The 17,595-nt window shown below is 66.3% G+C and carries 17 protein-coding genes; 10 read left to right on the top strand and 7 right to left on the bottom strand.

What is annotated here, in order from left to right:
- Positions 1-6: 6 nt before the first annotated feature.
- The gene (locus H3H39_RS08400) at positions 7-897 is read right to left on the bottom strand and encodes a helix-turn-helix domain-containing protein (protein WP_182152904.1); all 891 of its coding nucleotides are present in this window, start codon (positions 895-897) and stop codon (positions 7-9) included.
- Positions 898-1,015: 118 nt separating this feature from the next.
- On the opposite strand from H3H39_RS08400, the gene H3H39_RS08405 reads away from it, so the two are divergent.
- Entirely contained in the window at positions 1,016-2,185 is a 1,170-nt protein-coding gene (locus H3H39_RS08405) for a 4-hydroxybenzoate 3-monooxygenase (protein ID WP_182152905.1), read from the top strand.
- Positions 2,186-2,221: 36 nt separating this feature from the next.
- Here H3H39_RS08405 and H3H39_RS08410 read toward each other — a convergent pair whose 3' ends face one another.
- On the bottom strand, positions 2,222-3,268 hold the full coding sequence (locus tag H3H39_RS08410; RefSeq protein WP_182152906.1) for a DMT family transporter: 1,047 nt from the start codon (positions 3,266-3,268) through the stop codon (positions 2,222-2,224).
- A gap of 130 nt (positions 3,269-3,398) precedes the next feature.
- On the opposite strand from H3H39_RS08410, the gene H3H39_RS08415 reads away from it, so the two are divergent.
- A complete protein-coding gene (locus tag H3H39_RS08415; protein WP_182152907.1) occupies positions 3,399-4,352 on the top strand; it encodes a chromate resistance protein ChrB domain-containing protein in 954 nt (317 codons plus the stop codon).
- Positions 4,349-5,512 carry a chromate transporter gene (locus H3H39_RS08420; protein WP_182152908.1) on the top strand — a complete coding sequence of 388 codons (1,164 nt, stop codon included), beginning with the start codon at positions 4,349-4,351 and terminating at the stop codon, positions 5,510-5,512. Before H3H39_RS08415 ends, H3H39_RS08420 begins: the two co-directional genes overlap by 4 nt.
- A gap of 26 nt (positions 5,513-5,538) precedes the next feature.
- On the opposite strand, the gene H3H39_RS08425 is transcribed toward H3H39_RS08420, so the two are convergent.
- On the bottom strand, positions 5,539-5,904 hold the full coding sequence (locus H3H39_RS08425; protein WP_182152909.1) for a MerR family transcriptional regulator: 366 nt from the start codon (positions 5,902-5,904) through the stop codon (positions 5,539-5,541).
- An 82-nt stretch (positions 5,905-5,986) separates the two neighbouring features.
- On the opposite strand from H3H39_RS08425, the gene H3H39_RS08430 reads away from it, so the two are divergent.
- Positions 5,987-6,403 carry a hypothetical protein gene (locus H3H39_RS08430; RefSeq protein ID WP_182152910.1) on the top strand — a complete coding sequence of 139 codons (417 nt, stop codon included), beginning with the start codon at positions 5,987-5,989 and terminating at the stop codon, positions 6,401-6,403.
- A gap of 10 nt (positions 6,404-6,413) precedes the next feature.
- Here the strand turns inward: H3H39_RS08430 and H3H39_RS08435 are convergent, their stop codons facing one another.
- On the bottom strand, positions 6,414-7,403 hold the full coding sequence (locus H3H39_RS08435) for a dipeptidase (RefSeq protein ID WP_182152911.1): 990 nt from the start codon (positions 7,401-7,403) through the stop codon (positions 6,414-6,416).
- Between the two features lie 157 nt (positions 7,404-7,560).
- Between H3H39_RS08435 and H3H39_RS08440 the strand changes: the two genes are divergently transcribed.
- Complete coding sequence (locus tag H3H39_RS08440; protein WP_182152912.1) at positions 7,561-8,814, top strand: DEAD/DEAH box helicase; 1,254 nt, start codon at positions 7,561-7,563, stop codon at positions 8,812-8,814.
- 22 nt (positions 8,815-8,836) lie between these two features.
- Here the strand turns inward: H3H39_RS08440 and H3H39_RS08445 are convergent, their stop codons facing one another.
- Genes H3H39_RS08445 through H3H39_RS08455 form a run of 3 tightly spaced genes read right to left on the bottom strand, consistent with a single transcriptional unit; the run spans position 8,837 to position 11,276 of the window.
- On the bottom strand, positions 8,837-9,499 hold the full coding sequence (locus H3H39_RS08445; protein WP_182152913.1) for a hypothetical protein: 663 nt from the start codon (positions 9,497-9,499) through the stop codon (positions 8,837-8,839).
- Positions 9,496-10,473, bottom strand: a complete 978-nt coding sequence (locus H3H39_RS08450; RefSeq protein ID WP_182152914.1) for an MlaD family protein — start codon at positions 10,471-10,473, stop codon at positions 9,496-9,498. The genes H3H39_RS08445 and H3H39_RS08450 overlap by 4 nt, the downstream gene beginning before the upstream one ends.
- 11 nt (positions 10,474-10,484) lie before the next feature.
- Complete coding sequence (locus tag H3H39_RS08455) at positions 10,485-11,276, bottom strand: MlaE family ABC transporter permease (protein ID WP_182152915.1); 792 nt, start codon at positions 11,274-11,276, stop codon at positions 10,485-10,487.
- Positions 11,277-11,423: 147 nt separating this feature from the next.
- Here H3H39_RS08455 and H3H39_RS08460 point away from each other — a divergent pair, with 147 nt between their 5' ends.
- The 5 genes from H3H39_RS08460 to H3H39_RS08480 all read left to right on the top strand — a co-directional run bounded on the left by H3H39_RS08460 (position 11,424) and on the right by H3H39_RS08480 (position 17,594).
- On the top strand, positions 11,424-14,249 hold the full coding sequence (locus tag H3H39_RS08460) for a M16 family metallopeptidase (protein WP_311196876.1): 2,826 nt from the start codon (positions 11,424-11,426) through the stop codon (positions 14,247-14,249).
- Between the two features lie 105 nt (positions 14,250-14,354).
- Positions 14,355-14,555, top strand: coding sequence for a hypothetical protein (locus H3H39_RS08465; protein WP_182152916.1), 201 nt, complete (start codon positions 14,355-14,357; stop codon positions 14,553-14,555).
- Positions 14,556-14,617: 62 nt separating this feature from the next.
- On the top strand, positions 14,618-15,556 hold the full coding sequence (locus H3H39_RS08470; protein WP_182152917.1) for a sulfurtransferase: 939 nt from the start codon (positions 14,618-14,620) through the stop codon (positions 15,554-15,556).
- 65 nt (positions 15,557-15,621) lie between these two features.
- Positions 15,622-17,085: a cytochrome P450 gene (locus H3H39_RS08475; protein ID WP_182152918.1), complete on the top strand. Its 1,464-nt coding sequence runs from the start codon at positions 15,622-15,624 to the stop codon at positions 17,083-17,085.
- A gap of 71 nt (positions 17,086-17,156) precedes the next feature.
- Positions 17,157-17,594: a hypothetical protein gene (locus tag H3H39_RS08480; RefSeq protein WP_182152919.1), complete on the top strand. Its 438-nt coding sequence runs from the start codon at positions 17,157-17,159 to the stop codon at positions 17,592-17,594.
- Position 17,595: the final 1 nt, after the last annotated feature.

Consider the following 17,595-nt stretch of genomic DNA (forward strand, 5'->3'; position numbering starts at 1 on the left):
GCCGGTTCAGGTGCGGCGGAATTCCTTGGGGCTGAGGCCCATGCGTTTCTTGAACAAGCGGCTGAAATAGGCCGGGTCCTGGAAGCCCAGTTCGTAGGCGATGCTGGCGATGCTGGCCGGGAGGTAGGTGAGTTTGCGGCAGGCTTCCAGCATCAGCCGGTCCTGCGTGAGGTCGAAGGCGGACTTGCCGGCCAGCTTGAGGCACAGGCGGTTCAGCCGGGTTGGCGTCACGCGCAGCGCGTCGGCATATTGGGCCAGCTGCCACTGTTCCTTGAAGCGGCGCTCCACCTCGTCGCGGAAGCGGCTGAACAGTTCAAACTCGCCGCGCCCGGACTGGTCGGAGAAACGGCGCTCGGCGTGGGCGCGCACCAGCAGCAGCAGGGCGCTGCGGGCCAGCCATTCGAGCATCAGCGTGTGGCCGATTTCGGGCCACGCCGCTTCGGCGATCAGGTGTTGCAGCAACTGGTCGAGTTTGGCCAGCATCTCCGGCTGTCCCGCCAGGTCGATGGCCAGCGGCGCGACGAACAGCGATGAGAACAGATTCGCGCGGCTTTCGGCCGCCGAGAACACGACGTTCTGGTCCACGGTCAGCACATAACCGTGCGCTTCAGGCGAAAAATCGAAGCCATGCGCCACCGACGGATGGATGGTGATGGCCACCGGCGCGCCGCATTCCCACAGCGCGCCGCTGACGTTCGCCCGGACTTCCCCGCCAAATAAAAAAAGTACCTGAAATAATCCCGCATGCGTATGTGGCGCGATGTGCCATTGATGCACGCGGCTGCGCGTTTCGATCAGCTCTATGTGCACCAGCTCGGCGTTTTCCGCCCGTTGTTGCTCGCCATATAGGGCGAAGGTGGGAATATCCGTGGCGGAGGGGAAGGGTGATTTCGGCATGCTGGTGGATTCACGATGGATGTACAAATAGTACAAGTTTTAGCGGCTTTCATCCATTCTTTTCGTCCCTCTCCAACGCTACGATGAAGGCCTGTTCAAACCATATTGGAGACAAATCATGCGCACTCAAGTCGCGATTATTGGCGCCGGTCCGGCCGGCCTGCTGTTATCCCACCTGCTGCACCTGCGGGGCATTGAATCGATCGTGCTCGAATCGCGCTCGCGCGAGGACATCGAGGCCACCATCCGCGCCGGCGTGCTGGAACAAGGCACGATGGACATCCTCGACGAGGCGGGCGTGGGTGAGCGCATGCACCGCGAGGGCGCGCTGCACCGTGGTATCGAACTGGCCCTTGGTGGCCAGCGCCACCGCATCGACCTGACGGAATTGACGGGTAAGGCCATCATGGTTTATCCCCAGCATGAGGTGATCAAGGATCTGGTGGCCGCGCGCCTGGCGGCGCAGGGGCAGGTGCTGTTCGAGGTGAGTGAGGTGGCGGTGCATGACGTGGAAACGGCAACGCCTTCGGTGACGTTTACCCATCGCGGCGAATCGGCACGGATCTCGGCCGACTTCATCGTCGGTGCGGACGGCTTCCATGGCGTGTCGCGTCCCTCCATGCCGCAGCAGGAGCAGCGCCAGGACTTCCAGCGCATTTATCCGTTCGGCTGGTTCGGCATCCTGGTGGAATCGGCGCCTTCGTCCGATGAATTGATCTACGCCCAGCACGAACGGGGCTTCGCTTTGATCAGCACCCGCACCCCGACCGTGCAGCGCCTGTACTTCCAATGCGATCCCACGGATCGCGTGGACAACTGGAGCGACGATCGCATCTGGGCCGAGCTGCATGCGCGCACCGAAACCAACGACGGCTGGCGCCTCAATGAGGGCAAGATCTTCCAGAAGGGGATCATCGGCATGCGCAGTTTCGTCTCCACGCCGATGCAGGGCGGGCGCTTGTTCCTGGCCGGCGACGCGGCCCACATCGTTCCACCGACCGGCGCCAAGGGCTTGAACCTGGCCGCCTCCGACGTGGCATTGCTGGCGCGCGGACTGGAGCAGTTCTATCGCAAGGGTAGCGAAGAGCGCCTGCAGAGCTACACGGCCGATGCGCTGAAGCGGGTCTGGCGCGCCGAGTACTTCTCGTGGACCATGACGCGCCTGATGCACACCTTCGCGGACGCCACGCCGTTCGAGCGGGAAATGCAGCGCGCGGAGCTGGACAATATCGTGGCCTCGCGCGCACTGGCCACGGCGCTGGCGGAAAACTACGTGGGTGCGTTCTAAGGCGCGGCGAGCGGCGGGCGTCCGGCCGTGGCCACCTCAATGCTCGTGACGGTGGTGGATGTCCGGGTAATGGGCATGACTATGCGTGATCGGCGCGTGCCGGTGCGGGTGGCTATGCCTGGTGCCCAGCGCCACCGGGAAATCGTGCGCATGCTGGTGGTGCTCGTCGTGCACGTGTTCATGCTCGTGCTCCAGCTCCTCGTGGGTATGCACGTGCGCGTGGTGTTCCGTCAGGTGCAGCCAGATGCCGAGCGCCATGAGGGCGCCCGCGACCAGCATGGTCACCGTGACCGGCTCGCCCAATAAGACGGCCAGCAGCGCGCCGATGAAGGGCGCGATCGAGAAATAGGCGCCGGTGCGCGCGGTGCCCAGGTGGCGCAAGCCGACCACGAACAAGGCCAGGCTCACGCCATAGGCCAGCAAACCCACGAGCATGGCGCCGGCCACGTTCGGCCAGGCCGGCACGGCGGCACCCATCGACAGCGCCAGCGCCAGGTTCACCACGCCGGCCGATAAACCTTTCACGGAGGCGATCCAGGTGGCGTCCGACAGTGACACCTTGCGGGTCAGGTTGTTGTCGATGCCCCAGGCCAGGCAGGCGCCCAGCACGGCCAGGGCGGGCCACAGGCCGGAGAACTCCGCCTGCCCGGGCCAGCTCAGCGCCAGCGCGCCCGCCACGATCGCCACCATGCCCAGCGCGATGCGGTGATCGACATTCTCCTTGAATGCGAACCACGCCAACAGCGCCGTGAACACGCCTTCGGCATTGAGCAGCAGGGAGGCGCCGGAGGCTGGCATGGCCGACAGGCCCAGCATCAGCAGCACGGGGCCGATGACGCCCCCGCTGGCAATGGCGCCGGCCAGCCACCACGCTTCGCCAGGCGCGAGCCGGGCCGGTTGCGCGCGGCTGATCAGGCGATACAGCGTCAAGCCGATGCCCGAGCCGAGATACAGCAAGCCCGCCAGCATCCAGGGATGAACCCCGGCCAGCAGCAGTTTGGCCAGCGGCGTGCCGGCGCCAAACAGCACGGCCGCGCCAATGGCGGCGGCGATGCCGGAGCGATGTGGTTGGGGTGTGGTCATGGGGCGCAAGCGAAATAACAAAACGGACAATAGCCAAGGCAGGTCGCCATTGTAGGCCGCGCGACGGCGTTTGTCGGTGAAGATTAGGAATTGAGTAGCGAATGTAACGTTAATGTAGTAATGTTTACTCATGAACATGCTGCTACTGATCCTTTCCCTGCCAACCGAGAACGCGGCCACGCGGATGCGCGCGTGGCGCGCCCTGCGTGCGTGTGGTGCCGCTGTTCTGCGTGACGGGGTGTACCTGATGCCGGCGCGGCCGGATTGCCGCGCCGCGCTCGACGCCATCGCCGCCGACGTGACCGAGAGCGGCGGCATGGCCTATGTCATGGACGTCACCCCGCCGCCGGCACTGGACGTGGCGGCGCTGTTCGACCGTGGCGCCGAGCACGCGGCCCTGATGGCCGATATCGGCACGGCCCGCGCGCGGCTGGATGAAAGCTGCCTGCCGGAGGTGCTGAAGCTGGCGCGCAAGCTGCGCAAGGCGTTCGCCGCCATCGTTGACATCGATTACTTCCCAGCCGGGGCGCAGGCGCGCACGGCTCTTGCGCTGGGCGAGCTGGAACTGGCCTGTGCCAGGCTGTCGTCGCCCGACGAGCCGCAGGCCAGCGAATGCATGATCGCGCGGCTGGCCGTCGCCGACTACCAGGGCCGCACCTGGGCCACCCGGCGCCGTCCCTGGGTGGACCGGCTGGCGTGCGCATGGCTGATCCGTCGCCATATCGACCCGCAAGCGGTCATCCTTTGGATCGCCGCGCCGGCCGATTGCCCGCCGGACGCGCTGGGATTCGACTTCGACGGCGCCGCCTTCACTCATGTGGCCGATCGTGTCAGCTTCGAGGTGCTGCAAGCCAGTTTTTCGTTGGACTCGCCCGCGCTGCGGCGTTTGGGGCAACTGGTGCATTACCTGGACGTGGGCGGGGTGCAGCCGCCAGAAGCGGCCGGAGTCGAAAGCGTGCTGGCCGGGCTGCGCAAATCCATCGGGGATGACGACCAATTACTGCAAGCGGCATGCGCCGTGTTCGACGGCCTGCTGTTGTCGTTCCAGGGCGATACGGCGGTACAGATTGAGGAGACAACATGAATACATCCGTGACGAAGCAGCCGTCATATAGTTTGTGGCAACTGATGTGCTATTTCCTGCGGCTGGGCACCTTGGGCTTTGGTGGCCCGGTGGCGCTGGTCGGCTACATGCAGCGTGACCTGGTCGAGCGGCGCGGCTGGATCTCCGAGGCCGACTACAAGGAAGGGCTGGCCCTGTCGCAGATCGCGCCCGGGCCGCTGGCGGCGCAACTGGGCATCTATCTCGGTTACGTCCATTACCGCGTGATAGGCGCCACCGTCGCCGGATTCGCCTTCGTGCTGCCGTCGTTTCTCATGGTGGTGGCGCTGGGCTGGGCCTACCGTCTGTACGGCGGGCTGGCCTGGATGCAGGCCGTGTTTTACGGCGTGGGCGCCGCCGTGATCGGCATCATGGCCATCAGCGCGCACAAGCTTGCGACAAAAAATGTGGGCAAGGACCGGCTGCTGTGGGCCATCTTCGCCGCGCTGGCGGCGATCACCATCATCACCCAATCCGAAATCGCGTGGCTGTTTATCGGTGCCGGTGTATTGGTCTGGCTGGTCCGCATCAAGCCCGGCTTCCATTCCACGGCGCTGGGCCTGGCGCCCGTGCTGCCGCCGTTGCAGGTGTTCGCCGGCGCCGACGGCAATCTGCTGCTGCAGCTCACGCTGTTCTTCGCCAAGGCCGGCGCGTTCGTATTCGGCTCCGGGCTGGCGGTGGTGCCGTTCCTGTATGCGGGCGTGGTGACCGAATTCCACTGGTTGAACGACAAGCAGTTCGTCGATGCGGTGGCGGTCGCGATGATCACGCCGGGGCCGGTGGTCATCACGACCGGCTTCATCGGCTACCTGGTGGCGGGACTGCCCGGCGCCATGCTCGCCGCCGGCGCCACCTTCGTGCCGTGCTACCTGGTGACCGTGATCGCCGCGCCGCACTTCAAAAAGTACGGCAAGCGCCCGGCGTTGCTGGCCTTCGTCGATGGCATCACGGCGGCGGCGGTGGGGGCCATCGCCGGATCGGTGGTGGTGCTGGCCATGCGTTCGATCGTCGATATTCCGACGGCCGCGCTGGCGATCGTGACGGCGGGCGTGCTGTTGAAGTTCAAGAAGACACCCGAGCCGCTCATCGTCGCGGCGGCCGCTTTGATCGGACTGGCCATCTACCCGTTGATGCACACCTAGCGCCGCTAGGCGCCGCGCGTCATGATTCAGCGCGCCGCTTGTAGCGGGCAGGCCGCCATCGTTTCATCGAGCCTGCGCGCCAGGCCGGCGCGCAGGGCGCCTAAACCGTCGATGCGGCGGTCGATCTCTTCCAGTTTGCGCGCCAGCGCGGCGCGCAACTGCGGCGCCGATGCTTCCGGCGCGGCCAGCAGCGGCAGGTCGGCTTCGATTTCCTTGAGCGTGAACCCGAGTGACTGGGCCATGCGGATGTAGCGCAGCCAGTCCACGGCTTCGGGCGGATATTGGCGATAGCCGTTCTCGCTCCGGTGCGCCTGCAGCAGGCCGCGTTTTTCATAAAAGCGCAGGGCGTCGCGGCTCAGGCCCGTGGCGCTGGCGATTTCTCCGATACGCATGGTGGGAATTCCAAAAAAGGGTTGACCTTGGAGTGTACTCCAGGCTTTAGGATGGCCGCATCTACTTTTTTAGGGAGCGGGCATGGCATTTCCATCTTCAACCACATTTCGGCGCATCGTCTTCGGCAGCGCCCTGTACGACCTGCTGGTGACGGCGCCTTTCGCCACGCCGTGGAGCTTCGCGCTGGCGCACGATCAGCTGTCAACCATCAACCAGGCTTTGGGTGGTGCGGCCTTGCCGGCGTTCGGGCCGTTTCACGTGCTGTTCGCCTGCCTGCTGGGCAGCGTGGTGCTGGTATGGTCGGTATTGCGGCTGACGGACCCGCAGCGGCGCTTCGGCCGCTACGATGGCACGGCGCGCATGCTGTTTGCGACATGGATGGCGTGGGCGCTGGTAAATACCGGGGCGCCGCTGCTTTGGCTGTTCATTGTGCCGGAATTCGCCTGGGGCGTGGCGCAGTGGCTGCCGGTGGCATCCTATCAGGGGGAAGGCCGCTGACGGCCCGCCGTCACGCCGCCTTCAGCAGCTGCGGTGGCGCGCTCCAGACCTGCTGTGCCACCCGCATCATGTTGCGGCCCAGGACCATCTCGATTTCCGCGTTGTTCATGCCGGTGCGGCGCAGGGCCGGCGCCAGCTCGCGCCATACGGATGGCGGCGTGAAGGTGGGCGGCCGGCTGGCGTCGTAGCCGGCCGACGCGGGCCACCAGTGGCCAGGATCGAAGGCGCCGGGCGGGGTGTCGTCCAGGCCGGGTTGCTGGAAGCAGATATCGAGGCCGATACCCGCGTGCGCCGGGCCTACCAGTTCGGCGATGTAGGCCACATGGCGCGCCACGTCGTCCGCGCAAGGGCGTTCGCTGCCCAGGAACCACGACAGGCCGGACACGCACACCACGCCGCCCGTGGTGGCGCAGGCCTGGATCTGTTCATCGCTCACGTTGCGGCCGTGCTGCACCAGCGTCAGCGGATTGGCGTGGCTGAAGATGACGGGCTTGGAGGAGGCGGCCATGATCTCCAGGCTGCAGCGGCGGCCCGTGTGCGAGCAATCCATCAGGATGCCGGCATCGTTGACGGCGGCCACCATGCGGTGCCCCAGTCCCGTCAGGCCGCGCGCCACGTCGTGGCAGCCGTCGGCCACGCTGTTGTTGCGGTTGTAGGCGAAGTGGATCTGGCGCACGCCCAGTTGGGCATACAGGGCCACCATCTCGGGTTGCTCCAGCAGCGGCATGGCGCCTTCCAGGTCGAAGCTGAGGGCCATACGGCCGTCGGCGGCGGCCTGGATGATGTCGTCCACGCTCGATACCAGCACGTAGCGTTCCGGGTGGGCGGCGATGGTGGCGCGGTAGCCGGCGATCACGGACATGACCTGCGACAGCGGGTTCATATCCGCGCCCACGTTGAGCGAGACGTAATTCACCCCGGCCGCGTGCAACTGGTCCACCGGCGTGAAGTCGGCTTGCGGGTGTTGTGGCAAACAGGCGTGGGCATCCCAGTTGATCATCAGCGTGGTCTCAAATCGTTATTGTTATGCGTTTTATAACCGCAGGTGCCTATATTCCCATGAAAAGGCTGTCCAGGGCAATCGAGGATGCCCTCGGTCGGCCGTGCGCTGTATACTTGCGGATTATTTATTGCAGAATCAACGCTCAAAGGCCGTCATGTCATTTACCTCGCTGGGCCTCGCTCCCTCGCTTATCAACGCCGTGGCCGAAATCGGCTACCAGGAGCCGACCGCGATCCAGCGCGCCGCCATCCCCGCCATTTTGCGCGGCGAAGACGTGCTGGGCGCGGCGCAGACCGGCTCGGGCAAGACGGCCGCCTTCGCGCTGCCGCTGCTGCAGTCGCTGCTCGACAACCGCAGTGGTCCCCGTCAGTTGCATGGCCTGGTGCTGGTGCCCACGCGTGAACTGGCGGCCCAGGTGGGTGAATCGATCCGCAAGCTGGCGCAGCACCTGCCGATGCAGGTCAAAGTCTCCATCGTGTTCGGCGGGGTGTCGATCAACCCGCAGATGATGGCGCTGCGCGGCGGCGCCGATATCGTGGTGGCCACGCCGGGCCGGCTGCTGGATCTGCTCGACCACAACGCGCTGAAGATCTCGCGCACCGCCATGCTGGTGCTGGACGAAGCCGACCGCCTGCTGGACCTGGGCTTCAGCGAGGAACTGGCGCGCATCCTGGAGCTGCTGCCCAAGCAGCGCCAGAACCTGTTTTTCTCGGCCACCTTCCCGCCGGAAGTGCAGGCGCTGGCCGATGGCATGCTGCACCAACCGGCCCGTATCGAAGTGCTGTCCGAACCGGTCAGCAAGCCCGATATCGCGCAGCGCGCCATCCTCGTCGACGCACCGCGCCGCACGCAGCTGCTCAAGCACCTGATCGTGGAGCACAAGTGGCCCCGCGTGCTGGTGTTCGTGGCCACCAAGTACGCGGCCGAACATGTGGCGGACAAACTGCAGCGCAACGGCATCCGGGCGGCGGCCTTCCACGGAGAATTCAGCCAGGGCGCGCGTACCGAGGTGCTGGCCGACTTCAAGGCCAGCCGCTTGCAGGTGCTGGTGGCGACCGATGTGGCGGCGCGCGGCATTGACATCGCGCGCCTGCCGGCGGTGGTCAATTACGATCTGCCCCGTTCGGCCGTCGATTACACGCACCGCATTGGCCGCACCGGCCGCGCCGGCGAGAGCGGGGTGGCGGTCAGCTTCGTGAGCGCCGACACGGAAGCCCATTTCCGCCTGATCGAAAACCGTAACGACATCCTGCTGCCACGCGAACAGGTGGAAGGCTTCGAGCCGAAGGAGACGGCGCCGGTCGTCGCGCCGGCTTCGGTGACGGACACCATCAACGGCGGCATCAAGGGCAAGCGCAAGAGCAAGAAGGACAAGCTGCGCGAAGCGGCGGCGCGCGCCGCCGAATAAGCGGCTGAAGGAGCGGGGCGCCTCAGCGCTTTTCCAGCACCAGATCGATGCGGCGCTGGATACGCTGCTGTTCGCCCGTGTCGCCGGCCTGTTGCGCGCGCAAGGCTTGCGCGCCCAGCCACGCCAGCAGGGGCCGGCGCCAGCCCTGGGCCGACGCCGCATCGACGGCGCCCGCCAGCACGGCCGGCGTGGCCCGTCCTGTCTTCAGCAGCACACCTGACGCCACCAGCCGCGCCAGGGGATCGTTGATGGCTTGCGCCGCCGCAGCAGCCGCCGCATCCGTTTGCGCGCTGGCGACGGCGCGGTGCTGTTCCGGCAGCAGGGCCGCATCCTGCGCGCGCAAGGTGCCGGCCAGATAGGCCGCGTAGGCCAGGTCGGCCGGGCCGGCGTCCTGCCGCAGTTGATCGAAACCGGGGCAGGGGTCGAACACCAGCGACGCCACGCGGGCCGCGCAACGCACCAGTTCCGCCCGTATCACCAGTTCCGGTTTGCCGGTGCTGGCCAGCTGTTCGCGGGCGCGCCTGAATTCAGCCGTTTCCACCAGCGCGTTGCCTTCCATGTAGGCCGACACGCCCCGCTCGATGGCGTTGTGGGCGTTCATTTGCCAGTCGGGCTGGGGCGGGTTGTTGCCGCATGCGGCCAGCAGTGTCAGGGCGGCCGCCCATGCCGTGGTGTGCGCTTTCATGGCAGCTTGATCTCCGTGTCCCGTTTGAACGGCCATTTGCGGTTGATTTCATTGACCAGTTGTTCCACCCGCCGCAAGCTCGTTTCCACTTCGGCGCGCAGCGTGCCCAGGTCGGCCGAGGCGACGCGGGCATTGCCGCTGATGACTTGCGCGTCGGCCAGCACGGCGTCCGCCTTTTTCAGGCTGGTGCGCGCGTCGGCCAGCAGCGCGTTGAGCTGGCGTACCGTGTCCTGGGCGTCGTTCACCATGCCGTTCTTGTCGAACAGGCGGCTGTCGGCATGGGCCATCAGCTGGTCGGCCTTGTGCGTTGCCGCGTCCACCGTGACCAGCAGCTCGCTGGCCCGCTGCAGCAACAGTTGCGCCTTCTTGTCGTCGCCCGCCACCAGGCTCATGGCGCCGCCGGGACCATTGAGTTTGTCCGTCATGCCCTTGACGTTGCGCAGGCTCGCTTCCAGCGCCGAACCGTCAGCCGTCAGCTGGTTCAGGTTTTGCAGCACGTCCTTCACGGCCGACAGGATGCGGGGGATTTCGGCCGTCGCGTCGCCCACCAGCAGCGGTCGCTGGGCGCCGTCCTCCAGCGGCGGATCGGTGGGCACGCCGCTGTAGGCGCGCAGCTTGGCGCCGCCCACCACGGCCCGTTCCAGCGTGAAGACGCTGGAGCTGCGCAGCCAGTGCGCGTCTTTTTGCGGCACGTCGAGCACGACGCGGGCCTTGCCGTCCGGCGCCAGTTCGATCCGGCGCACCCGGCCAATGGGGAAGCCGGCGTAGGTCAGGTCCATGCCCACCACCACGCCTTCCGAATCGTCCGCTTGCAGCAGCAGGCGCTGGGTCGCTTCGAACGCGCCGCGCGCATACATCAGGTACAGGGCGGTGGCGGCCACCAGCAGCACCATCAGCGCCAACAGCAGGCCGGCCTTCAGTTCGGCGTTGCGTACTGGCGCGGGGTCCGGCGGCGGGAGGGAGGTGTCGGTCATGACGGTTTCTTTCAGTAGTAATTGCCCATCAGCGAGGCGATTTCGACCAGCAGCAGCACGGCGAACAGGCGCACCATGTCGGACAGGCCGTGCGTGAGCTTGCCCCGGTAGCTCTCGTCATAAAACGAGGACGCCATCGGGATCAGGCCCACCGCGAAGCTGAAGAACACGATCTTGAGCACCAGGATCAGGGACACGGCGGGCGTGAAGATCTGCCCGACGGCGCGGGTGTAGGCGGGCAGGGCCCACGGGGTGAAGCCGTAGATGGACAGGTAGGCCAGGGCCAGCGTCAGCACGCAGCTCATGGCCGCCAGCAGCCAGACGGCGAAGATGCCAGCGGCCACGCGGGGGAAGAACGCCGTGCGCAACTGATCCGCGTCGGGAGCGGCCGCGTGATTGTGCTGGCGACGCTGGGAAAATTCCAGCCCGGCCGGCAGGGTGGCGCGCAGGGCGACGAAACCGGCCGCCGTCAACGGGATCAATTCCAGCACCAGCACCCGCACCACCAGCGCGAGCGCGTAGCGCGTGAGGCCGTAGCTTTGCGAGGTGACGACCACGATGCGGATCAGGACGATGCTCACCAACGCCGACAGTACCGTGAACCACAGCAGGTTGGGCGCGGTGGCTTGCACCACCTGTCGCGCCAGCGCCGGGCGGTTGGCGCTGTTGTAGCTCGATGGCGATAGCGCCATGCCCCACATGCGCACGGCGAAATGCAGCAAACGCCACCAGCTGGCCAGCCAGGAGCGGCCGGCCGCTTCCAGGCGCCGCGCGGCGGCGAGGGTGGAGGTGGATGGGTTCATATTATCAGTCTAACATTTCCGATTTGACCATGGCGCGCGGCGCGGCGGTGAGAAGTGAACCGGTACGCACCGCCGGACAGTGATGTAGTGCAACCTCAACTGCGCGATTCGGTGTACTGTAACTGCCTTGTTAACTGAATTGCATCCATGATGATTTCACCATCTTCGCGCGCCGCCATCGCCGCCGTGCTGCTGGCCTGTTCCGCGCTGGTTCATGCCGCCGGGGCCCCGCTGGCCCTGTCCGACGCGCTGCCTATCGGGCCGCAGGTCAAGGTGGGCAAGCTGGCCAACGGCCTGACTTACTACATCCAGAAAAATGCACGGCCCGAGCAAAAGCTGGAACTGCGGCTGGTGATCAAGGCCGGCTCCATCCTGGAAGACGAGGACCAGCAAGGGCTGGCCCACTTCACCGAGCACATGGCGTTCAACGGTTCCACCCATTTCAAGCGCAATGCGCTGGTGTCCTACCTGCAGGGCATAGGCGTGAAGTTCGGCGCCGATTTGAATGCCTACACCAGCTTCGATGAGACGGTGTACATCCTGCCCATCCCCACCGAGCGGCCGGAGGTGGTGGAGCAGGGTTTCCAGGTGCTGGAGGATTGGGCCCACGGCCTGTCGTTCAACGACGCCGATATCGACAGCGAGCGCGGTATCGTGCTGGAGGAACTGCGGTTGGGCAAAGGGCTGGAGGACCGCATGAACAAGGTGCTGATGCCCAAGCTGATGAACGGATCGCGTTATGCGCAGCGCATGCCGATCGGGAAGGAGGACATCATCAAGACCTTCCGTCCCGAGGCGATCCGGCGCTTTTACCATGACTGGTACCGGCCCGACCTGATGGCCGTAGTGGTAGTGGGCGACGTGGACCCGGCCGCGGCGCAGCGCATGGTGGAGCGCCACTTCGGCGCGCTGGCCAATCCGGTCCATGAGCGCCGACGCGACTATGCCGTCATCCCGCAACGCCAGGCGTCCGAAGGCGTGGTGGTGACGGACAAGGAAGCCAACAGCAACAGTGTCCTGATCCGCTACGGGGTCGAACCGGAACCGGCCCACCGTACCGTGGGCGATTACCGCGCCAGCCTGATCGAGGGCCTGTACGGCGCCATGCTGGGGCAGCGCATGGCGGAATTGACGCAGCAGGCCGACCCGCCGTTCATCCAGGGCGGCAGCAGCATGAGCAAGGTGGCACATGGTTATCGCTCGTTCCGGGCCGGCGCCGTGCTGGGCAAGGGCGGCGCGGCGCCGGCCATCGCCGCGCTGGTGCGGGAGGACGAGCGGGCGCGCCAGTTCGGCTTCACGGAGTCCGAGCTGGAGCGGGCCAGGAAGAATATGCTGCGCAGTTTTGAACGCGGCTACAACGAGCGCGATAAATCCAATTCGGCCGGCTATGCGGCGGAGTACATCCGCCATTTCCTGGAGCAGGAACCGATACCTGGCATCGCCAACGAATACGATTACGCGCGCCAGCTGGTGCCGGGCATCACGCTGGCCGAAGTCAACGCGGCCGCGCGGGCCGGGATTCCTACCGGTGGCGACAAGCTGGTGATTTATGCCGGCAGCGACCAGGGCGGGATGCCCGTTCCCGTCCAGGCCGAGCTGCTGGCGGCGGTGGCGGCGGCCGAGCGCGCACCTGTGCAGGCCCAGGCCGAGAAGGTGTACGCCAGCACGCTGATGGCGCATCCGCCCAAGGCTGGCGCCATCGTCAGCCAAAGCGTGGACGCGGCGCTGGGGCTGACCCGGCTCACGCTGAGCAATGGCGTCAAGGTGGTGCTCAAGCCGACCGACTTCAATAACGACCAGGTGCTGCTGTCGGCGCTGCGCTTTGGCGGCCAGTCGCTGTTCGGCGAACAGGATCTCGTCAGCGCGCGCTACGCCAGCGCCATCGTCGGGCAAATGGGGCTGCAGGATTATTCGCCCTCGGATCTGGGCAAGGTGTTGGCAGGGAAGGCCGCCAGCACCAGCGCCACCGTCAGCAACCTGAGTGAGGTGCTCGGTGGGCAGTCCGGCAAGGAGGACGTGGAAACCATGCTGCAACTGGCATACTTGCAGATGACGCAACCGCGCCGCGACCGGGCCATCTTTGATTCCTTCGTGGGCAAGCAGAAGGAACTGGCGCGCAACAGCCTGTCGCGTCCCGAATCGGTCTTCGGCGACACCATCGTCGGCACCCTGTACGACAACAATGTACGGGTGGCGCGCGCGCCGCGGCCGGAAGACTTCGACCGGCTCGACCTGGACCGGGTGTTCGACATCTACCGCAGCCGCCTGTCCAGCGCCAAGGACTTCACCTTCTTCATCGTCGGCAGCTTCGATGTGGAGCGCATCAAGCCGCTGGTGGCCACCTACCTGGGCGGCCTGCCCGCGCCGGACGTACCGGTACAGTATAAGGACTGGGGTGTGCGGCCGATCAAGGGCGTCGTCAAGAAGGAAGTGCGGATGGGCGCGGAGTCCAAGAGCACCATCTCGCTCACCTTCACAGGCACGGCGGAGTATTCGGAAGATGAGCAGATGCGGCTGCAGGCGCTGCTGGAGGCGCTCAACATCAAGCTGCTGGAAGTGCTGCGCGAGCAGCAGGGGCTGATCTACGGTGGCGGCATGTCCGGTGCGCTGACCAAGGTGCCATATGGCGGCTACGCCATCAGCATCAACCTGCCGTGCGGCCCGGAGAACGTGGACAAGGTGATCGCCGCCACCTTCGCGGAAATCGCCAAGGTCAAGGAACAGGGTGTCACGCAGGAGGACCTGGACAAGGTGCGCGCCGGCTGGTCCCGCAACTACCACAAGGGCTTGCGCGAGAATGGTTACTGGCTGGGGCAGTTGCAGCTGGCCCTGGTCAACGGCACCGATCCGGCCGCGCTGCTCACGTACGAACAGCGGGCCGGCGCCATCCGCGCGGCGGACTTGAAACAGACGGCGCGCCGCTACTTCGACATGGATAACTACCTGCAGGTGGTGCTGTACCCCGCCCGGTGAAGCGTCACCCCGCCCATTCGAGGACCAGCCCTAATCGGCGGGGTGGTGCGGCGAAACTGCTACACTGTCGGCTGACATTCACCCCGTAGCACAAAAGGCAACATCATGGCGAAGAAGAAAGAAGAGCTGGACCCGGAAACGATGGCACTGATCCAGTGGTGCATCGAAGTGGAAGGTTTCCTGGTGGCCGGCGGCGCCACCCAGGAGCAAGCGCAAGAACACATCGAGGAACAGGTGGAGTGGTTCACCGACCAGTTCTACGACGGACTGACCCCGGAGGAAGCGGCCAAGGAAGCGCTGGCCTGATTAATAGCGGTCATTCCCATGCCCCGCCGCGCACGATCGCGCGGGGCCGCCGCATCCAATTCATGAAGTCCGACCCGCACCGCAATCTGTCGACACCGGCTTTTCGCCCGGACCTGGTCCGCTGGCGCCAGCTCGTCACGCCCGCCTGGCTGGCCGCCGTGCTGGCCGGCGAGCCCGTGGCCGAAGCGCCGCCGCCGGACTGGCGCCTGTTCGAAGTGGGTTGCGACGGCGTAGCGCCGTTCGAGCAGGCCCACATCCCCGGCGCCGGCTATATCGACACCAACCAGCTGGAGCAGGCGCCCCTGTGGAACAAGGTGTGCGACCAGGCCTTGCTGCGCCAGCTGCTCGCCTGCGGCATCCGGCACGACAGCACGGTGGTGCTGTACGGCCGTAACAACCTGGCCGCCGCCCGCGCCGCCCACCTGATGCTGTACGCGGGCGTGCGCGACGTGCGCCTGCTCGACGGCGGCTATGCCCTGTGGCAGGCGGGCGGCTATTCATCGGTGGCGGGCGCGCCGCGGCGCTACCCCGGCGTGGCCCACTTCGGCGTGCCGTTCCCGGCCCGCCCCGATTACCTGATCGGCATCAGCCAGGCGCGCGCCTTGCTCCAACAGCCGGATGGGGCGCTGGTCAGCATTCGTACCTGGAATGAGTATATTGGCAAGATTTCAGGGTATAGTTATATCGCCGCGCGCGGTGATATTCCCGGCGCCCTGTGGGGGCGGGCCGGCAATGACGACGATGTGAACAGCATGAGCGATTTCCATCAGCCCGACGGCAGCATGAAGCCAGCCAGCGAGATTTGCCAGTTGTGGCGCGAAGCGGGCATAGACCGGCAGCGGCGCATGGCCTTCTATTGCGGCACCGGCTGGCGCGCGTCGCTGGCCTTCTTTTATGCCTGGCTGATGGATTGGCCGCATATCAGCGTGTATGACGGCGGCTGGTGCGAATGGAGCGGCGACCCGGCCAATGCCGTCGTCTGCCGCACAGGAACAAGTTAAGGCGCTGGCGGACATCATGCCGGCGCCAAGGGACATCTTGGGGAGACATGATGGACAAGGGCAGCATGGACATATCACAAGGCGCACACGGCGCGGCCGCGCTGGCGCCACCGCCGGCGCCGCTGCGGCGCATCGCCGACCTGCCGGGGCCGAAGGGCCGCCTGTTCACGGGCAGTATCGCGGCCATCAACCAGCGGCCGTTCCACCAGGTGCTGGAAGACTGGGGCCGCCAGTACGGCCCGCTGTACCGCTTCAGCATCATGCGCAAGCCGTTCCTGGTCACCTCCGACCGCGACGTGATCGCCGGCCTGCTGCGCGACCGGCCGGACGTGATGCGCCGTTCCGCGCGCACGGCGCAGATGCTGGAGGAGGTGGGCACGCGTGGCCTGTTCACGGCCGAAAGCGACGAGTGGCGCCGCCAGCGCAAGCTGGTGATGCGGGCCTTGACGCCAGAAGTGATCCACGGCTTCTTTCCCACCCTGGCCATGATGACGGAGCGTCTGCGACTGCGCTGGAGCGCGGCCATCGCGGCCGGGCGCCCCATCGACGTGCTGCGCGACCTGAAAGCCTATACGCTGGATGTGACGATAGGACTGGCCATGGGCCAGGACATCAACACGCTGGAGCTGGAGGACAACCCGCTGCAGCGTGATATCGAATTCCTGTTCAACCGCGTGGCGCGGCGGTTGACGACCGCGTTCGCGTACTGGCGGGTGCCGCTGCTCAAGCGCGCGCCCGACCGCGAGGCCGACGCCGCCGCCGCCCGCATCCAGCGTGCCGTCACCGGCTTCATCGCCCAGACCCGGCGCCGGCTGGACGAGCAGCCGGCGCTGCGCCAGAAGCCGTCCAACATGCTGGAGGCGCTGGTGGTGGCCTGCGACGAACCGGGTTCCGGCTTCACCGATGCGGCCGTGGTGGGCAACGCCATCACCATGGTGTTCGCGGGCGAGGACACCACCTCCAACACGACGGCCTGGCTGATCGATTTCCTGGCGCGCGACCCGCAGGCGGCCGGCGCGCTGGCGGACGAGGCGGACCGGGTGCTGGGCGCCGATCCGGTGCTGCGCGACTATCACCTGCTGGAAAAGCTCCATTACGTGGACGCGGCCACCCGCGAAGCCATGCGCCTCAAGCCGGTGGCGCCATTCCTGGCTGTGGAGCCCACGCGCGATGTGGTGCTGGGCGACTTGGCGGTGCCGGCCGGTACCGTCATCTTCACCATGACGCGGCTGGCCGCGCAACGCGACAGCGAACTGGCGCGGCCGGAGGCGTTTTTGCCCCAGCGCTGGCTGGATGGCGCCAGTGAGCGGGGCGATGATCCGGGCCGCAAGCTGTTCCCGTTCGGTGGCGGGCCCCGGTTCTGTCCGGGGCGCTATCTGGCCATGGCCGAGATCAAGATGGTGATGTCCATGCTGGCGCGCCATTTCACGATCGCCCCCGTGCCCGGCGCGGCGCCGGCCGAGGAAACCTTCACCTTCACCAATTCGCCCAGCGCCTTGCCCGTTACTCTGCAGGCGCGCCGGACGTGACCATAAAAAGGTGCTAGGCTAAGGTATGCGAATCTGGACTATGAAGCTGGACTATGTGTGCGGAGGCCGTCATGCTCAAGAAAATCGTTCCTGGCGTCGTGGCCGCCGCCCTGTACGCGCTCGCGGCCGCCGCCGGGCAGGCTGCGCCGTTGCGTCACGACCATCCGCTGATCGGCACCTGGCAGATCACCCTGGCCGATGGCTCCTGCAGCGAGACCTACCGCATCCGCGATGACGGCAGCAGCCTCGTGACCAGTAGCGAGGAAGTGGCCGAATCGGCCTTCGACGTGGCCGACCAGCCCGACGCGCTGGGCTTCTACAAGCACGTCGACACCATCGTCAAGGACAACGGCAAGCCCGATTGTTCGGGCGAGGTGACGCAAGTGGGCCATGTGGCCACCAGCTACATCCTGTTCCACCCCGGCGGCGACATGTTCTTGATGTGCTTCGAGCGCGACACCCATAGCTGCATCGGCCCCTTTATCCGGGTGCGCGGCAACACCACCTGAG

Source organism: Rugamonas apoptosis, assembly GCF_014042355.1.
GTDB lineage: Bacteria > Pseudomonadota > Gammaproteobacteria > Burkholderiales > Burkholderiaceae_D > Rugamonas > Rugamonas apoptosis.

Coding starts and splice junctions, on each gene's coding strand:
- H3H39_RS08400 (WP_182152904.1), bottom strand. CDS start 897: ATGCCGAAATCACCCTTCCCCTCCGCCACGGATATTCCCACCTTCGCC.
- H3H39_RS08405 (WP_182152905.1), top strand. CDS start 1,016: ATGCGCACTCAAGTCGCGATTATTGGCGCCGGTCCGGCCGGCCTGCTG.
- H3H39_RS08410 (WP_182152906.1), bottom strand. CDS start 3,268: ATGACCACACCCCAACCACATCGCTCCGGCATCGCCGCCGCCATTGGC.
- H3H39_RS08415 (WP_182152907.1), top strand. CDS start 3,399: ATGAACATGCTGCTACTGATCCTTTCCCTGCCAACCGAGAACGCGGCC.
- H3H39_RS08420 (WP_182152908.1), top strand. CDS start 4,349: ATGAATACATCCGTGACGAAGCAGCCGTCATATAGTTTGTGGCAACTG.
- H3H39_RS08425 (WP_182152909.1), bottom strand. CDS start 5,904: ATGCGTATCGGAGAAATCGCCAGCGCCACGGGCCTGAGCCGCGACGCC.
- H3H39_RS08430 (WP_182152910.1), top strand. CDS start 5,987: ATGGCATTTCCATCTTCAACCACATTTCGGCGCATCGTCTTCGGCAGC.
- H3H39_RS08435 (WP_182152911.1), bottom strand. CDS start 7,403: ATGATCAACTGGGATGCCCACGCCTGTTTGCCACAACACCCGCAAGCC.
- H3H39_RS08440 (WP_182152912.1), top strand. CDS start 7,561: ATGTCATTTACCTCGCTGGGCCTCGCTCCCTCGCTTATCAACGCCGTG.
- H3H39_RS08445 (WP_182152913.1), bottom strand. CDS start 9,499: ATGAAAGCGCACACCACGGCATGGGCGGCCGCCCTGACACTGCTGGCC.
- H3H39_RS08450 (WP_182152914.1), bottom strand. CDS start 10,473: ATGACCGACACCTCCCTCCCGCCGCCGGACCCCGCGCCAGTACGCAAC.
- H3H39_RS08455 (WP_182152915.1), bottom strand. CDS start 11,276: ATGAACCCATCCACCTCCACCCTCGCCGCCGCGCGGCGCCTGGAAGCG.
- H3H39_RS08460 (WP_311196876.1), top strand. CDS start 11,424: ATGATGATTTCACCATCTTCGCGCGCCGCCATCGCCGCCGTGCTGCTG.
- H3H39_RS08465 (WP_182152916.1), top strand. CDS start 14,355: ATGGCGAAGAAGAAAGAAGAGCTGGACCCGGAAACGATGGCACTGATC.
- H3H39_RS08470 (WP_182152917.1), top strand. CDS start 14,618: ATGAAGTCCGACCCGCACCGCAATCTGTCGACACCGGCTTTTCGCCCG.
- H3H39_RS08475 (WP_182152918.1), top strand. CDS start 15,622: ATGGACATATCACAAGGCGCACACGGCGCGGCCGCGCTGGCGCCACCG.
- H3H39_RS08480 (WP_182152919.1), top strand. CDS start 17,157: ATGCTCAAGAAAATCGTTCCTGGCGTCGTGGCCGCCGCCCTGTACGCG.